The following is a 17,004-nucleotide window of genomic DNA, read 5'->3' as shown; positions in this document are numbered from 1 at the left end:
CCTGCCTTATCCCTGTGCGATGCGCCAGCGTTCAGGCCGGTTCATCCGGCTCCTGCGCATCCGGGTGGATTGCAGTGCATGTGCCGTGCCAATCCCCCGGGTGCGGGGTCAGGCGCGGCGCACGCCCCAAAACAGGGCGGGGCCGCCCTTCACCACGCCGGTGATGCTGCGCCGATAGGCCATGCGCGGCAGCACCTGGCCGAGCGGCAGGAAGGGCACCTCCTGCCACACCACACGCTGCATCTCCTCCGCGATTCGCTTCTCCGCCGCCAGGTCCGGCGCCTCGAACCAGGCCTCGCGCAGTTCTTCGAGGCGCGGGATGGTGGGCCAGCCCGCCCAGGCCGCGGCGCCATGGCCACGGATCGGCTGATGGCTGCCGGGGACGGAGACGTCGAAGCCTTCCCAGGTGGTGCAGAAGGCACTCCAGCCGCCCTGGTCCACCGGGCCGCGATTGGTGCGGCGCTGGATATGCGTGCCCCAATCCATCGCCTGCAGATCCACATTGAAGCCGATGCGCGTCAGCAGGTCGGCGGCCACCACGGACAGGTTCTGCAGCACAGGGATATCGGTGCCGGAGAGCATCACCACGCGCTGCCCCGCATAGCCCGATTCGCGCAGCGCCCGCTGGGCGGCAGCCAGGTTGCGCGGGCCGGAAAGCACCTCCAGCCCCGCATCATTCGCGAGCGGCATGCCCGGCGTGAAGGCACCGGCCGGCACGCGGGACATCTCCGGGTCGGTGCCGATCGCTGCATCCATGAAGGCGCGCTGGTCTAGCGCCGGCAGGATGGCGCGGCGCACCGCGGCATTGTCGAAGGGCGGGTGCAGGAAGTTGAAGCGCAGCACGCCGAGATTGCCGGCGCCATTCACCAGGTCCACGACGATGTCGCGGTTCCGGCGCAGCACCGGCAGCAGGTCCGCCAGCGGCGTCTCCCACCAATCCACCTCGTTGTTCTGCAGCGCCGCCGCGGCGGTGGAGGGGTCCGGCATCACCCGCCATTCGACGCGGTCGAAATGCACGGGCTTGCCGCCCGCCATGAAGTCCGTGGGCTCGTCGCGCGAAACATAACCGTCGAATTTCGCGTAGTGCACCCGGTCGCCCGCTCGGAATTCGTCGCGCAGGAACCGGAAGGGCCCGCTGCCCGTGAAATCCTGGATCTGCTGGAAGGGATCGGTCTGCGCCACGCGCTCCGGCATAATGGCGCAGATATTCGCGGACGGCTTTCCGAGTGCGAAGGCCAGCCCCGGCCAGGCCTTCTTCATCCGGATCTCGAAGCGCGTGTCGTCGATGGCGCGCATGCCGTCCAGCAGCCCGTCCAGCCGCTGGCCCAGCACGTCCCGCTTCGCCCAGCGCGCGATGGAGGCGACGCAATCCCGCGCCAGCACCGGCGTGCCATCATGGAAGCGCAGGCCCGGCCGCAGCGTGATGGTCCAGCGCCGGCCCTCGTCGCCAATCTCGTGGCCCGCCGCCATCTGCGGCTTCGGCTGGAAATCGGCGCCCAGGCCATAGAGTGTGTCGTAGATCATCAGCCCGTGGTTGCGCACCACCACGGCCGTCGACCAGACGGGGTCGATGTTCGAGAGATTGGCCTGCGGCACGAAGCGCAGGATGCGCGCGGAAGCCTGCGCCGAGCCCAGCCGGGGCGCGACCAGCGCCGCGCCCGCCGCCCCGATCACGCCGCGCCTGGTGGCCTGCATCATGGGATCAACCCTTGCCGATGTTCCAGAAGACGGTGGCCGGCGCGCGGAACACGCCGGTGACATTGCGGCGCCAAGCGCTCGGCTGCCAGTAGAAGCCGAGCGGGATGTAGTACATCGATTCCATCGCCTTGGCGTTCAGCTGCTCCGCGATCCGGCGGCTCTGCGCCGGGTCGCCGGTCTGCACCCATTCGCTGCGCAGGCGCTCGATCTCCGGCTCATTCGGCCAGCCGAACCAGGCGCTGTCGGCATTGGCGCGCAGGAACAGGTGATAGACCGGCAGCGCCAGCGACTGGCCGGAGGAGGTGGTGTGGATGATGCTCCAGCCGCCGCGCTCCACCGGTTCCTTGCTCGCGCGGCGCTGCACCAGCGTGCCCCAGTCGGTGGAGACCACCTCCAGGTTCATGCCGATCCGCGTCAGGATATCCGCCGTGACCAGCGACAGCGCGTTGATCTGCGGATAGTCGCCGGGCGCGATCAGCACCACCTTCTCGCCATTGTAGCCGGCTTCGCGCAGCGCGGCCTTGGCGCGTTCGATATTGCGCGTCTTCAGGATCTCGCTGCCGCTCTCATTCGCCAGCGGCGTGCCGCAGGTGAAGACTCCCTCGCAGACGCCCCAGCCATCCGGGTCGTTGCCGGCGACGGAGCGCAGGTAGTCGCGCTGGTCCACCGCCATGGCGACGGCGCGGCGGATGGCGGGGTTGTTGAAGGGCGGCTGCAGCGTGTTGAAGCGGCAGATGCCGTAGGTGCCGTCCAGCAGCCGCTGCTGCACAACCACCTCGCGGTTGCGGCGCATCAGCGGCAGCAGGTCGTGCAGCGGATACTCCCAGTAGTCCTGCTCGCCCTGCATCATCGCATTCGCGCTGGTCGCGGGGTCGGTGATGATGGTCCATTCGATGCGGTCGATATTCGGCCGCCGCCCGCCGGCCAGGCCATCCACCGCCTCGCTGCGCGGAACGTAACGCTCGTTCTTCGCCCAGACGGCGCGCTGGCCGGGATTCCATTCGCCGGGCACGAACTTGAAGGGGCCGCTGCCCACCGTGTCGCGAATCTGCGTGAAGGCATCGGTCGCCGCGATGCGCTCCGGCATCACGAAGCAGGGGAACTGCGTCTGGCCCAGCGCCATGGTCAGCAGCGGCACGGGGCGGTGCAGGCGGAAGCGGAAGCGGCGGTCGTCCAGCGCCTCCACCTCCGCCACATTGCCGATCAGCACCTGCATGAAGGGATCGCGCCGCGCCCAGCGCTTGATGGAAGCGACGCAATCCTTCGCCAGCACGCGCTCCCCATCATGGAAGGCGAGCCCGTCGCGCAGCACGAAGGTCCAGCTGAGCTGGTCGTCGGCGACGGTCCAGCCCTCCGCCATCTGCGGCTTGATCTCGCCGTTGCTGTCCTGCGCGCAGATCTGGTCGTAGAGCATGAAGGCGTGGTTGCGGGTGACCACCGCGGTGGTCCAGACCGGATCCACCGAGGTGAGGTTTGCCTGCGGGATCACCCGCAGCACGCGCTGCGCGCCGCCCTGCGCCGAAACCACGCTGGGGGCTGCCACCGCCGCGGCCGAGGCCGCCATCAATCCACGCCGTCCGATCATCTGCACTATCCCTTCCTGGGTGGCTCTTCGGGTGGTCGATCAGTCGCGCTTGATGCCCCAATACAGCGCCAGCCCGGGCACGCGGCCCGAGAGGTTGCTGCGCAGCGCGGTCAGCGAGAGATAGGCGCCGACCGGGATATAGGGCAGCTCATCCATCGCCACCTCCTGCATCTCCCGCCCCAGGCGCTGCTCGGCGGCCTCGTCCGGCGCCTCGAACCAGGCGTCGCGCAGCTCCTCCAGCTTCGGGATGGTGGGCCAGCCGAACCAGGCGCCGGTGCCATTGCCGCGCAGCGGGAAATGCGCCGCGGGATTGGCGAAGTCGAAGGATGAGAAGGCGGTGAACAACATGCTCCAGCCGCCGGCGGACACCGGCTCCCGCGAGGTGCGGCGCTGCACGGTGGTGCCCCAGTCGGTCAGCACGATATCCGAATTGAACCCCAGGCGCCGCACCAGGTCCGCGCCCACCTGCGTCATGGCGGAAGGCGCCAGGATGTCGGTCGGGCCGATCAGGCGCATCAGCTCGTTGTCATAGCCAGCTTCGCGCATCAGCGCCTTGGCGCGGTCGATGCTGCGCGGGCCGGTCAGCGCGGCCATCGCCGCGTCATTGGCCATCGGCGTGCCCGGCGTGAAGAAGCCGGTGGCGGCGTTGAAGTTCGCCGGATCGGTGCCGACGATCGCCTGCATGAAGTCGGACTGGCTGATCGCGGGCAGCATCGCCTGGCGCAGCTTCTTGTTGTTGAAGGGCGCGTGCAGGTGGTTGAAGCGCAGGATGCCGGTCAGTGGCAGCGGGTCGATCGCCTCGATCCGCACATTGCGGTTGCGGCGCAGCAGCTGCTGGATCTCCGGCGGCGGCTGCTCGTACCAGTCGATCTCGCCGGTCTGGATGGCGGCGGCGGAGGTCGCGGCATCGGTGATGATGTGCCATTCGACGCGGTCGAAATGCACGATCTTCGGCCCCGCGGTCAGGCTCGGCGTGCCGGAGGCAACGGGCACGTAGTCCGCATTGCGGGTATAGACCACCATCGAGCCCGAATTGTACTCATCCGCCTTGAAGCGGAAGGGCCCGCTGCCCACCGCTTCGCGGATCTGGGTGAAGGCATCCGTGCTGGCCAGGCGTTCCGGCATGATGAAGGCCGGGCTGTTGGAAACCTGGCCGAGCGCCGCGAACAGCAGCGGGAAGGGCCGCTTGAGGCTGAACTGCAGGCGCTTGTCGTCCAGCGCCGTCAGCGCATCCGTCAGCGAGGCCAGCTTCTGCCCGAAGGGATTGCGCTTCATCCAGCGCGAGACGCTGGCCACCACATCCTTGGCCAGCACCGGCGTGCCGTCGTGGAACTTCAGCCCGTCGCGCAGCGTGATGATGATGCGCTTACCGCCATCCTCCGACACATGGCCGGCGGCCATCTGCGGCTGCGGGCGGAACTGCGCGTCCAGGCCGTACAGCGTGTCGTAGATCATGTGCCCGTGGTTGCGGGTGATGTTCGCCGTGGTCCAGATCGGATCCAGGCTGGTCAGGTTCGCCTGCGGCACCATCTTCATGATGCGGTTCTGTGCCGGCTGTGCGATGGCAAACCTTGGCAGGGCGGCCGCACCGCCAATGGCTGCGCCTGACTTCAGCAGGTCCCTGCGAAGCATACCAGTCTCCCGTTCCAGCCTTCCCGAGAACGGATCAGACCAGCCCTGGCCGCATCCCGCAAGCCGCAACCTCAGGCAGGCGCATCGGCATCCGACTGGCGGGGCGCCGGCGGCGCGCTTTGCAGCGCCGAGACGCAGCCGAACCAGTCCCGGCCGGAGATGCCGGCATCCGGCACCGCGACCGCAAGCACCCGCGCCCCCGGCCGGCTGTAGCGCAGCGTACCGCCGGCCAGCATCGCGCGCAGGCGCCGCTCCCCCGCCGCATCCAGCCGCCGCGTCACGCGCGTCGCGGTGCCGGGGAAGCGCAGTTGCCAGTTCCCCTCCGTGCCCCGGAACGCCACCTGGCTGATGCGCCGCCCCGCCTGCGCCGTGTAGGTCACGTCGCGCCCCGGCCCCGCCGCCACCGCCAGTGTCACACCCTCCTGCACCAGGGATGCGCTGCAGACGCCATTGGCGATGCTGAAGGACCAGGAGGCCTCGCCCCGCTCGGCAGGTTCCGCAGGCGCCGTGCGCGGCGGCAGCACGACCCGCCGCCCCACCGGCTGCGGCTGCGCGCAGGCGGACAGAACGGTCAGGACCAGAAGGCCCAGCACCACCGGACGCCTCATTCCCCAACCTCCTGAACCGTGAAATGCGTCCACGGCCCCGCGGCGTAGCGGGGGCCGTCGCGCGAGACCTGCGTCACGCGCCAGGCATAGCGCCGCGCCGCCGTCAGCGGGACCGCATGGCGGTCCGGACCGCTTGCATAGCCCGAGAACACCGCCTGCCAGGCGCCCTCCTCCAGGCCCATCACCTCGATGAAACAGCAAGGCGAGGCGGTGGTCGTCGGCAGCCGCCAGCGCAGCTCCATCTCCAGCGGCAGCCGCGCCGCCACCAGGCTTCCGGGCGCCGGCGCAAGCGGTTCTGGCGCCACCAGCGGGGTCAGCTCCGGCGCCGCCCGCAAGGGCGCCGGCGGCTCCCGCACGGCCGGCTCGCCGTCCGACGTGGCAGGCAGGGCCCATTCCACGGTACCTGGCCGAGGCAGCGGCGCCCCATCCGGCACCGCACCCAGCCGGTGCGCGCGCGGCGCCTGCCCGGCCCGGGCGCCGACCGACAGCGCCATCTCCCGATCCTCGAGGAAGTAGTAGCGCAGAACTTCTTCCGCCCCGGCCTGGGACACCGGAAAGGGCGCGGCGACAGTCCGGCCAGCCGCGCGCAGCGCCACGGCCAGCGCCTCCGCCCGCGCTGCGGCGGCGGCGTCGCCGCGCGGGTAGGTCAGCACGATGCGCGCCGGCGGCGCCACCGGCAGCGCGGGCACCACCGCGGGCGGCTCGGCAGGCACCACCGCAACCTGCTCGGCCGGCACGATCGCGGCCGGCGCCGGGACTGGCGCCGGGACTGGCGCCGGGACTGGCGAAGATGCGGGCGCGGCGCCTGGCGCCGCCTCTGCCGGCTCCGCCTGTGCCGTCCGCACCACCTCCGCCCCGGCGCCGTCACGCGGCGCCACGCCAGACGAGCCCGGCCCCAGGATCATCCAGGCGCCGGCAGCGCCGATCAGCCCCAGCGCAACCGCGGTCGCCAGCCAGGGCAGCAGGCGGTGCGAACCGCGCTGTGCCTCCGACGCGGCCGGCACCAGGATCGGCAGCAGCTCCGTCGCGGGCGCTGCTTCCAGCCTGGCAGGCAGGGCAGGCCCGGGATGCAACTCGGCCCCGGCCGTGCTGTCCGCCGGCCCGCCGTCGAACCTCCCGCCGGAATCGGGCGGCGATGCTTCAAGCACCGGCATCCGCACCGCCGAAAGCTCATGCATCCCGGCCGCGCCGCGAACATGCGCGCCGGTGACGGCTTGCGCCTTCTCCAGCCCGGCCATGAAAAGGCTGCTGCCGATCAGCACATTCAGCCGTTGCGGCACGCCTGCCGATTCCAGGCCGAGGGCCGCCACCGCATCCGGCGGCATCCGCTCCGCCGGCACCTCCAGCACCGCCAGCCGCGCCGTGACGTAGTCTTCCACCTCCTCGGCGCGCAGCCCGCCCAGCCGCACCACCCGATGCGGAAGCCCCTCCAGCCGGGCGCCGAAGCCGGGCAGCGCCGCCAGCACGGCCAGACCGGCGCCGCCGGCCGCCAACCGGGCCAGGGTCGTGTCGTCGATTCGATCCGCCTCATCCACCAGCAGCACCGCGGCCCCGGCTTCGGCCACTTCCTCGGCGAGGTCACCGAACTCAAGCCGCTGCGCCGGGATGCCGGCGGCGCGAAGCTGCCGTTCCACGACCTTCAGCAGCAATGTCTTGCCGACACCCGGGGCGCCCAGGAGCGCCACGACCCCGGCCTCCTCCCGCACCGCCGCCAGCAGCGCGGCCTCCGCCTCCACCCAGGCCGCATGGCGGACAATCCGGCCGGGCCGGTGCCCTTGCGCGGCGTCTGCCTGCCCGTTCGGCGGCGGCGGGCCGGGCTCTGCGGCCATGGGATCGGTCGGCATGCGGGCTTGGCGACTTCACAAAGGTCGAGGGTGGCCCCGCGGTCCGGCCTGGGCCGCAGCTCCCGCAGGTCTGCCCCGGGGTTCGGGGCAGACCCGACCATATAGCTTCATCCTCCATTCCCGCAGCTTGCGCGGGATCAGGATGTTGTGGGCGGCGGCGCGCCGACCGCCGCGCCGGACCGCCGGCTCAGCCCCGTGCCACGTTCCAGAACAGCGGCAGGCCCTTCAGCACGCCGGTCAGGTCGCGGCGATAGGCCGTCGCCTGGAAATACTGGCCGAGCGGCAGGTAGGGAACTTCCTGGAAGGCCACTTCCTGAATCTGCCGGCCGATGGCCTGCTGCGCGGCGAGGTCCGGCGCGTCGAACCAGGCGGCGCGCAGCTCCTCGATCTTCGGGATGGTGGGCCAGCCGAACCAGGCCTGCTGGCCATGGCCGCGCAGGCTCTGGTGCACGCCCGGGTTGAACATGTCGAGGCCGGACCAGAAGGTGAAGAACATGTTCCAGCCGCCCTTGTCCGGCGCCTCGCGGCTCGCGCGCCGCTGCACCACCGTGCCCCAGTCGGTGGAGACATAGTCCACGTTCATGCCCGCGCGGCGCAGCATATCGTTGCCCACCTGCGCCAGGGCGTTCAGCGACGGGAAGTCCGAGGCCGCGATCAGCGTCACCTTCTCCCCGTTGTAGCCGGCCGCGGCCAGTTCGCGTTTCACCTTGTCCATGTCGCGCGGGCTGGTGAGGGCCTCGAGCCCCGCATCGGAAGCCAGCGGCGTGCCCGGTGGGAAGAAGCCGATGCCCTCGCGCCACAGGCTGCGATCCGTGCCGATCACGGCGGTCATGAAATCCGCCTGGTTGACGGCGCCGAGCAGCGCGCGGCGCACCGCCGGCTTGTCGAAGGGCGGGTGCAGGTGGTTGAAGCGCGCGATGGCGAGCAGCCCGGTCGGGTCCGGGATCTCCAGCACGATATTGCGGTTCCGCCGCAGCACCGGCTGCAGGTCGCCGGTCGGCCGCTCCCACCAGTCCATCTCGCCATTCTGCAGCGCCGCCGCAGCGGTCGCCGCATCCGGCGTCACATGCCATTCGACGCGATCGAAGCGCGCCACCTTCGGACCGGCGGTCCAGCTCGGCTCGCCGCCCGTGCGCGGCACGTAGTCGGCGAAGCGTTCATAGACGATGCGCGCACCCGGCACGCGCTCGCCGGCCACGAACTTGAAGGGCCCGCTGCCGATCAGGTCGCCGCGGATCGGCGTCGCGGGGTCCTGCGTCGCCAGCCGCTCCGGCATCATGAAGGCGACGGGGGTGGAGGGCTTGCCCAGCGCCTCGAACAGCAGCGGAAAGGGCTTCTTCAGGCGGAAGACGATGGCCTTGTCGCCGGAGGCGGCGAGCTCATCCGTCTGCGTCATCAGCACCTGGCCCAGCGCGTCCCGCGCCGCCCAGCGGCGGATGGAGGCGACGCAATCCTTCGCCGTCACCGCCGTGCCGTCATGCCACTTCAGCCCGTCGCGCAGCGTGATGGTGACGCGCTTGCCGTCATCCTCCACCGTATGGCCGGCGGCCATCTGCGGCTGCGCCTTGTAGTCGGCATCGAAGCCGTAGAGCGTGTCCCAGATCAGATAGGCGTGGTTGCGCGTGACATAGGCGGTGGTGACGATGGGATCGATCACCGCCAGGTCGGCCTGCGGGATGAACTTCAGCACCCGGGCGCCGGCGGAGGTGCCCTGGCCGAAGCTGGGCGCGCCGAGGGTCGAGGCGCCCAGCGCCGCCCCGGCGCCGGTCAAGAGGTGGCGTCGCAGCATCTTCTGTCATCTCCAGACGGTTGGGCGCTTCGTGGCGCCGCCATTGACTCGCGCGGCCCCACGCCGCCCCTGCGGGGGTTAAGGGAACAGGCTTCCCCTTCCCGATGCAAGGGCCGCAACAATCAGGCGGGACGATGGCCGAAGCCGAGCACCGGATCCGCCGCCGTCTCGATCCAGACCGCCTTGGACTGGGTATAGGCGGCCAGCGCCTCGGCGCCCGAGGACCGGCCATGGCCACTGGCCCCGAAGCCGCCGAAGGGCACCGAGACATGGATGGTGCCATAGCCGTTCACCCAGAAGCTGCCCGCCCGCACCCCGGCGGCCACCCGATGCGCCCGGCCGAGGTCGCGGGTCCAGACCGCGCCGGCCAGGCCATAGGGGGTGGCATTGGCCAGCGCCACGGCCTCCGCCTCGTCCTCGAAGGGAATGGCGGCAACGACCGGGCCGAAGATTTCCGTCTGGGCCGCGCGGGCCTCGTTGGACAGGCCGGCCAGGATAGACGGCATCACCCAGAAGCCTTCCTCCGGCAGCGCCTTGCCGCGCGGCGCGGCCAGCAGCTGCGCCCCCTCCGCCACCCCGGCCGCCACCATCTCCGTCACATGCGCGAACTGCCGGGCGGTGGCGACGGGCCCGGCCTCGGTCGCCGCATCCAGCGGATCGCCCATCCGGATTTTTGCGGAGGCCTTGGCCAGCATCGCCACGAAGCTGTCGTGGATGGACCGCTGCACCAGCAGCCGGGACCCGGCGACGCAGCTCTGGCCGGAACTCGCAAAGATCGCCTGCTGCGCGCCCTGCACCGCCGCCGGCAGGTCGGCATTGGCAAAGACGATATTGGCGGACTTGCCGCCCAGCTCCAGCAGGCAGGGGATCATCCGCGCGGCGCAGGCGGCGGCGATGCGGCTGGCACTCGCCGCACCACCGACGAAGGTCACCATGGCGACCTCCGGCGCCGCCAGCAACGCCTCCCCGCTCGTGGCGCCCAGCCCGGCCACCACCTGCACCAGGCCGCGCGGCAGCCCCGCCTGCACCGCCAGCAGGGCGAAGGCCAGCGAGGTCAGCGGCGTGTATTCCGAGGGCTTCAGCACCACCGCATTGCCCGCCGCGATGGCCGGCAGCACGTTCCAGCCGCAGGTGAAGAGCGGCGCATTCCAGGGCGTAATGGCCAGCACCACGCCCATCGGCTCCCGCCGGATGATGACGGTATGGCCGGAGGGCACGGGCACCGTCCGCCCCTCGATCTTGTCGCACCAGCCGGCCCAGTATTCCGCCATCTCGGCGACCCGGGCGACCTGGGCGCGGCAGTCGCGCAGCGGCTTGCCGGCATTGGCGGATTCGAGGCGGGCCAGCGCCTCCGCATTGGCGCGCAGCAAAATGCTCAGCTTCCAGATGCGGCGGCCGCGCTCCGCCGCGGTCAGCGCCATCCAGGCGCGCTGCGCCTGCGCAGCACCCCGCGCCGCCTCTCGCGCCAGGGCGGGGCCGGCATCGGCGTAGTCCGCCATGGCAATGCCGGTCACCGGGTCCTGCAGCGTGATTGGCTGGCCCTGCCCTTCCGTCACCTCCCCGCCCAGCACGCTGCCGATGCGCCCGCCGAGCAGCTGGCCGATCTCCTCGGCCAGCACCGCCTTCGCCTCGAACATGGCTATGCGCCCCCTAAGATGGCGGCGGGCACGCGGTTGAAGTCGGCGCCGTCCGCGACCTCGCTCGCCTCCCACCGCGCCACGGCCGCGGCGCAGACCGGCAAGGCGGCGCCCACATCCGCCGCCAGCGCCTGGGCCAGCCGCACATCCTTGCGCATCAGCCCGGCGGTGAAGCCGGAATCGAAGCCGCCGGGCAGGATCCACTTCGGAAAATTGACCTCGGTGGCGGCGGAGCGGCCGGAGGCGGCATTGACCACGGGCAGCAGCGCCTCCGGCGCCACGCCGGCCAACGCGCCGAGGCGCAGCGCCTCTCCGGCCACGGCGAGATGCGTCGCCACCATCAGGTTGTTCACCAGCTTGGCCACCTGCCCCGCCCCCGCGCCGCCCACATGCACCAGCCGCGTGGCGACCAGCGCCAGCGCCGGGCGGGCGCGTTCGATCGCCGCCGCCTCGCCGCCCAGCATCATGGCCAGCGTGCCGGCCGCGGCGCCAGCCGGGCCGCCGGAGACCGGCGCATCCAGGTAGTCCACGCCCCAATCCGCCGCCGCGGCCGCGAAGCGCCGCGCCGCCTGGGGGTCGAGCGTCGAGGTATCGGCCACCACCGCCTGCTTCGGCAACGCCGGCAGCAGCGCCAGCAGCACCGCCTCCACCGCCCGGTCCTGCGGCAGGGAGAGCAGGACCATCGGCGCCACCACGACCTCCGCCGCCTCGACCACCCGCACGCCCCGGGCTTGCGCCGCGGCGCGCCGCCCGGCATCGAGGTCGAAGCCGCAGACGTCCGCCCCCTGCTCCACCAGCCGCCCGGCCAGGCCCAAGCCCATCTGCCCCAGCCCCACGACGCCGACCCGCATCCGCCAAAACCCCCTTGGTGACACCGCCGAGGCTCGCAGCCCGGCGCGGCGCCGGCAAGCTGCCGCCTTTTCGTCACCGTGGCGTGGTTTGACGACCGCGCCCGCCACACCACGTCCAGCCCATGGAAGACCAATGCCCGCACGCACCGCCGAAGCCTTGATCGCGCGCCTGGGGCCGCACCGGCGGGACGGGCTGTTGCAATTCCTGCGCTTCGGCGTGGTGGGCACGGTGGGATTCCTGGTGGATTCGGCGGTGCTCTATGCCGGGCTGGCGATGGGGCTCGGGCTCTATTCCGGCCGCGCCGTCTCCTATGTGGCGGCGGCCAGCACCACCTGGGCGCTGAATCGCGCCTGGACCTTTCGCAATGCGCCCCGCGCCCCCCTGGCGCGGCAATGGGCGGTGTTCCTGCTGGTGAACCTGGTCGGCTTCGCCTGCAACTACGGCACCTATGCCGCGCTGGTCGCCTTCGTGCCCTTCGTGGCGGCGCATCCGGTGATCGGTGTCGCGGCCGGCGCGATCGCGGGCCTGGCCGGTAATTTCTTCCTCTCGCGCCGCTTCGTCTTCCAGGCCGCCGCGGCATGAGCCCCCAAATGGGCGCTGCGCCCCGCATCGCCGTCCTGATTCCCTGCTACAACGAGGAGGTGGCGATCCCCCGCGTGGTCGCCGCCTTCCGCGCCGCCCTGCCCGGCGCCGTCATCCATGTCTATGACAACAACAGCCGCGACGGCACGGTGGAAGCGGCGCGCGCCGCCGGCGCCCTGGTGCGGTCGGAGCCGCAGCAGGGCAAGGGCCATGTGGTGCGGCGGATGCTGGCCGATATCGAGGCCGATTTCTACGTGCTGGTCGATGGCGACGACACCTACGAGGCCGCCGCGGCGCCCGAGATGCTGCGCCTGGCCATCGACCAGAAGCTGGACATGGTCACCGGCACCCGCGTGACGGAGGCTGAAGCCGCCTATCGCCCCGGCCATGTGCTGGGCAACCTGGTGCTGACCGGCATGGTCCGCGTGATCTTCGGCAACCGGATCAGCGACATGCTCTCCGGCTACCGCGTCTTCTCCCGCCGCTTCGCGAAATCCTTCCCCGCTTTGGCGGAAGGCTTCGAGACCGAGACCGAATTCACCGTGCATGCGCTGGAACTGCACATGCCGGTGGGCGAGGTCCCGACCCCCTATCGCGCGCGGCCGCCCGGCAGCACCTCCAAGCTCAATACATGGCGCGACGGCTTCCGCATACTGGGCGCCATCCTGCTGCTGGTGCGGCGGGAAAGGCCGCTGCCCTTCTTCGCCCTGGCGGCCGCGCTGCTGGCCGGCATCGGCGTCGTGCTGGCGATTCCCGTGATCCAGACCTTCCTTGCCACCGGCCTGGTGCCACGCCTGCCCACAGCCGTGCTGTCCATGGGCCTGGTGCTGCTGGCCTTCCTTTCGCTTGCCTGCGGCTTGATCCTGGACACCGTGACGCGCGGCCGCATGGAAGCGAAGCGCATGGCCTACCTGGCCATCCCCGCCCCCGACTTCGATACCGAAACGATTGCGTCCGAAGCTTCCAGCCCTCGGCCGGGCGCGCCTGATTGTCTTCCTGGTGCGGTTTAACCCTCACGTTTGTTTGTTGTCAGGCCTTCGCATGCTAGGAGACGAGTGGTGAGCGTATTTCGCCGCTCGCCCGCCAGTTGCACGGACCATTAAATGTCTGGAAGTCACATCACAGGCCTGCACCAGGACGGTGCCAGCCCGGGCCGCGCCGACCAGGCACCCCGGCCCGTGCCGCCGGTGGCGCTTGCCGCCCCGGCTGCCACCCCGACTGCCCCCCTGGCCGGCCCTTGCCTGGAGGACTTCGTCACCGGCGCGGCCGAGCACCGTCTGCGCGACCTGCTGGCCTTCGCCCTGGCCGTGGAAGCCGCCCGCCCGACGGAGCGGGAGGCACTGCGCGGCAAGGCGGAGGCGGAGTTGCAGGCGCATGCCTTCCGCACCCTGCACAACCAGGTTGAGGCCATCCGCCTGGAAGCGGCGCGGGACCAGCTGGCGCGGCTGCGCGGCGGGCCCGGCTTCCTGAAGCTCGTCCTGGCCAATCTGGTGGCGCTCGGCCTGCTCGGCGGCATCGCGCTTGCGCTGTGGCTTCGCCCGGACCTGCTGCCGGGGGGAGTCTTCTGAATATGCGCCCCCCGATGCCCCTGTTGCCCGGCGCCGCAGAGTCCGCGCCGGAGACGGTGCTGTCGCGCGCCATCGCGGCCGGACGGCGGCAGCTGGTCGGCGTTGCGCTGTTCAGCGGCGTGGTGAACCTGCTGCAGCTCACCGTCTCGCTCTACATGATGCAGGTCTTCGACCGCGTCCTCGGCTCCCGCAGCATCGATACGCTGTATTACCTGACCGCCATCGCCATCTTCGCCCTGCTCGTCATGGCGATCCTGGACGGGCTGCGCGGCCAGGTGATGCAGCGTCTCGCCAGCTGGATCGAGGGCAAGGTGGCGCCCGAGGCCTTCCTGCGCGCCATCGAGAGCCAGCTGCGCGGCCGCCCCTACCGGATGGAGGCGCTGCGCGATCTCGGCGCCTGCCGCGCCTGGCTCGGCTCCCCGGCCTCGCTCACCGTCTTCGACGTGCCCTGGGTGCCGATCTACCTGGCGGTGATCTTCGCCCTGCACCCCATGCTCGGCTGGATCGCCTTCGGCGGCGCCTGCATCCTGTTCCTGCTGACGCTGGCCAATGAATGGGCGACCGGCAAGCTGGTGCGCCAGGCCAGCACCGCCAGCATCACCAATCAGCGCCGCGCCGAGAGCATGGTCCGCAATGCGGAGGTGATCGACAGCATGGGCATGGCGCCCGCCGTGCTGGCCCGCTGGCGCGAGGGGCTGTCCAGCTCCATCCCCCCGCAGGAACGCGCGGCGGACCGCGCCGCCATCCTCCTCTCCATCACCCGCTTCACGCGGCTGGCCGTGCAGGTCGGCGTGCTGGGCGTCGGCGCCTGGCTGGTGCTGGAACAGCAGCTGACCTCCGGCGCCTCCATCGCCGCCTCCATCATCATGGGCCGGGCGCTGGCGCCGGTGGAGCAGATGATCGGCGGCTGGAAGCAGCTGGTGCAAGCCAGGCAGTCCTATCGCCGGCTGCTCGCCTTCCTCGCCATGCCGCGCATCCGCCCCACGGGCATGGCGCTGCCGGCGCCCACCGGCCGCGTGGCGGCGGAACGGGTGACCTTCGGCTTCCCGGGCCAGCCGGTCGCCATCATCAAGGGCGTCAGCTTCAACCTGGCGGCCGGCGAGAGCATGGCCATCATCGGGCCCTCCGCCGCCGGCAAGACCACGCTGATCCGCCTGCTGATCGGCACGCTCGCCCCCGCCGCCGGCACCGTCCGCCTTGATGGCGCCGATGTCTTCACCTGGCAGCGGGAGGATTTCGGCCGCTATGTCGGCTACCTGCCGCAGGATGTGGAACTGTTTGACGGGACGGTGATGAAGAACATCAGCCGCATGCGCGACGAGCCGCCGGAGGGTGTCTTCGAGGCCGCGCAGCTGGCCGGCTGCCATGAGATGATCCTGCGCCTGCCGCAGGGCTACGACACCGAGATCGGCGATGGCGGCCAGCACCTCTCGGGCGGCCAGCGCCAGCTGATCGGCCTGGCGCGCGCCATGTACGGCAACCCGCGCTTCGTCGTGCTGGACGAGCCCAATTCCAACCTGGATGGCGATGCCGAGCAGGCGCTGATCCGGGGGCTGGAGATGCTGAAGGCGCAGGGCGCCACCGTGATCCTGGTCTCGCACCGGCCGACCCTGGTGCAGGGCGTGGACAAGGTGCTGCTGCTGCGCGATGGCGCGGCGGAAGCCTTCGGCCCGCGCGCGGAAGTCCTCAAGCGCCTGGCCCAAGGCAGCCGGCCGGCGGAAATCGTCCAGCAGCCCCCCAGGGAGCCCCCAAGGGCGGAAGGAGCACGATGAGCGGCGCCATTCCCATGGGCCCGAATTCCGGCCCGCAGCCGATCGGCAGCATATTGCCGGTGCCGGCCATTACCGGCCTCGCGCCACGCCCCGCCGCGCCGCCGCCCGCCCTGTGGCAGCCGCCGGAGCCGGATTCCATCCTGGACGCACAGCGGCCGCGCACCGCCGTGGCGATGTGGCTGGGCTACCTCATCGTCGGCATCTTCGTCATCGGGCTCGGCGTCTGGGCCAGCCTGGTGCCGCTGGCCGAGGCCGCGATCGCGCCAGGCGTGCTGAAGGTGGAAGGCACGCGCCGCACCATCCAGCATTTCGAGGGCGGCATCGTGCGCGAGATCCTGGTGCGGGACGGCGACGTCGTCACCGCCGGCCAGGTGCTGATGCGGCTCGACCAGCCGCAGGCCGCGCAGCAGACGGAAACGCTGCGCAGCCAGCGCTGGGCGCTGCTGGCGCAGGATGCGCGGCTGGAGGCGGAGCTGGCGCGGGCGCCCTCCATCACCTTCCCGCCCGATCTCCTCGCCTCCCGCGAACCGCGCGCGGAGGAGGTCATCACCGGCCAGCGCGCCCTGTTCCAGGCGCGCAGCCTGGCGCTGGAAAGCCAGGTGCAGGTGCTGCGCGCCCGCATCGACCAGCACCGCGCCACCATCGCCTCTGCCGAGGGGCAGATGGATGCGCAGCGCCGCATGCTGGTGCTGCTGCGGGCCGAGGAATCGAACACCGCCCAGCTGCTGCGCCAGGGCCTGGCGCGCCTGCCGCAATTGCTGGCGCTGCAGCGGCAGGTGGCCTCGGTCGAGGGCAATGTCACGGATATCGCCAACCAGATGGTCCGCTCCCGCGCCCAGATCGAGGAAGCGGAGCGCGAGATCGAGCGCATCGAGACCGGCCGCACGCAGGAAGCCTCGACCGAGCTGCGCGAGGTGCGCCTGCGCCTTTCCGAGACCGAGGAACGGCTGCGCGCGGCGGAGAATGTCTCCACCCGGCTCGAGATCGTGGCGCCGGAGAATGGCACGGTGCTGAACCTGCGTGTCTTCACCGTGGGCGCCGTGGTGCGCGCCGGCGATCCGGTGATGGACCTGGTGCCGGCGGAGGACCGGCTGGTGGCCGAGGTGCATGTCCAGCCGAACGACATCGACGTGATCCATGACGGCCTGCAGGCCGAGATCCGCCTGCCCGCCTTCAAGCAGCGGCTGGTGCCCTATCTGCACGGCCACGTCACCTTCGTCGCCTCCGACGTGACGGAGGATGAGCGCCGCGGCCTCAGCTACTACCGGGTGCAGATCCTGCTCGACGAAAGCCAGATCCAGGCGGTGGAGGGGCTGACGCTGCGCGCCGGCATGGCGGTGGAGGCGCAGATCCGGACCGGGGAACGCACCTTCGCCCGCTACATGATGCAGCCGCTGATCGACAGCTTCCACCGCGCCTTCCGCGAACAATAGGAAT

At 71.2% G+C, this 17,004-nt stretch carries 13 protein-coding genes; 5 read left to right on the top strand and 8 right to left on the bottom strand.

What is annotated here, in order from left to right:
- Positions 1 to 108: 108 nt before the first annotated feature.
- The 8 genes from J3S20_RS08925 to J3S20_RS08890 form a co-directional block, all read right to left on the bottom strand.
- On the bottom strand, positions 109 to 1,695 hold the full coding sequence (locus J3S20_RS08925; RefSeq protein ID WP_379793641.1) for an ABC transporter substrate-binding protein: 1,587 nt from the start codon (positions 1,693 to 1,695) through the stop codon (positions 109 to 111).
- 7 nt (positions 1,696 to 1,702) lie between these two features.
- On the bottom strand, positions 1,703 to 3,283 hold the full coding sequence (locus tag J3S20_RS08920) for an ABC transporter substrate-binding protein (RefSeq protein ID WP_216836089.1): 1,581 nt from the start codon (positions 3,281 to 3,283) through the stop codon (positions 1,703 to 1,705).
- A gap of 39 nt (positions 3,284 to 3,322) precedes the next feature.
- Complete coding sequence (locus J3S20_RS08915; protein WP_216836088.1) at positions 3,323 to 4,915, bottom strand: ABC transporter substrate-binding protein; 1,593 nt, start codon at positions 4,913 to 4,915, stop codon at positions 3,323 to 3,325.
- 71 nt (positions 4,916 to 4,986) lie between these two features.
- Complete coding sequence (locus J3S20_RS08910; RefSeq protein ID WP_216836087.1) at positions 4,987 to 5,523, bottom strand: hypothetical protein; 537 nt, start codon at positions 5,521 to 5,523, stop codon at positions 4,987 to 4,989.
- Positions 5,520 to 7,367: a hypothetical protein gene (locus J3S20_RS08905; RefSeq protein ID WP_216836086.1), complete on the bottom strand. Its 1,848-nt coding sequence runs from the start codon at positions 7,365 to 7,367 to the stop codon at positions 5,520 to 5,522. The genes J3S20_RS08910 and J3S20_RS08905 overlap by 4 nt, the downstream gene beginning before the upstream one ends.
- A gap of 187 nt (positions 7,368 to 7,554) precedes the next feature.
- Positions 7,555 to 9,156 carry an ABC transporter substrate-binding protein gene (locus J3S20_RS08900; protein WP_216836085.1) on the bottom strand — a complete coding sequence of 534 codons (1,602 nt, stop codon included), beginning with the start codon at positions 9,154 to 9,156 and terminating at the stop codon, positions 7,555 to 7,557.
- A 122-nt stretch (positions 9,157 to 9,278) separates the two neighbouring features.
- Positions 9,279 to 10,793: an aldehyde dehydrogenase family protein gene (locus J3S20_RS08895; RefSeq protein ID WP_216836084.1), complete on the bottom strand. Its 1,515-nt coding sequence runs from the start codon at positions 10,791 to 10,793 to the stop codon at positions 9,279 to 9,281.
- A 2-nt stretch (positions 10,794 to 10,795) separates the two neighbouring features.
- Entirely contained in the window at positions 10,796 to 11,644 is an 849-nt protein-coding gene (locus J3S20_RS08890; protein WP_216836083.1) for an NAD(P)-dependent oxidoreductase, read from the bottom strand.
- 133 nt (positions 11,645 to 11,777) lie between these two features.
- Between J3S20_RS08890 and J3S20_RS08885 the strand changes: the two genes are divergently transcribed.
- The 5 genes from J3S20_RS08885 (at position 11,778) to J3S20_RS08865 (ending at position 17,000) form a co-directional block, all read left to right on the top strand.
- Entirely contained in the window at positions 11,778 to 12,227 is a 450-nt protein-coding gene (locus J3S20_RS08885) for a GtrA family protein (RefSeq protein WP_216836082.1), read from the top strand.
- 8 nt (positions 12,228 to 12,235) lie between these two features.
- Complete coding sequence (locus tag J3S20_RS08880) at positions 12,236 to 13,237, top strand: glycosyltransferase family 2 protein (RefSeq protein WP_246602518.1); 1,002 nt, start codon at positions 12,236 to 12,238, stop codon at positions 13,235 to 13,237.
- 93 nt (positions 13,238 to 13,330) lie between these two features.
- Complete coding sequence (locus tag J3S20_RS08875; protein WP_216836080.1) at positions 13,331 to 13,795, top strand: hypothetical protein; 465 nt, start codon at positions 13,331 to 13,333, stop codon at positions 13,793 to 13,795.
- Between the two features lie 14 nt (positions 13,796 to 13,809).
- Positions 13,810 to 15,567 (top strand): type I secretion system permease/ATPase, encoded by a 1,758-nt coding sequence (locus J3S20_RS08870; RefSeq protein ID WP_216836079.1) that lies wholly within the window; start codon positions 13,810 to 13,812, stop codon positions 15,565 to 15,567.
- A complete protein-coding gene (locus J3S20_RS08865; protein ID WP_216836078.1) occupies positions 15,564 to 17,000 on the top strand; it encodes an HlyD family type I secretion periplasmic adaptor subunit in 1,437 nt (478 codons plus the stop codon). Before J3S20_RS08870 ends, J3S20_RS08865 begins: the two co-directional genes overlap by 4 nt.
- Positions 17,001 to 17,004: the final 4 nt, after the last annotated feature.

Source organism: Falsiroseomonas tokyonensis (assembly GCF_019024325.1).
GTDB classification, from domain to species: Bacteria; Pseudomonadota; Alphaproteobacteria; order Acetobacterales; family Acetobacteraceae; genus Falsiroseomonas; species Falsiroseomonas tokyonensis.
Note: the sequence above shows the minus strand (reverse complement) of the source record. Positions and strands in the feature narration are given on the sequence as shown.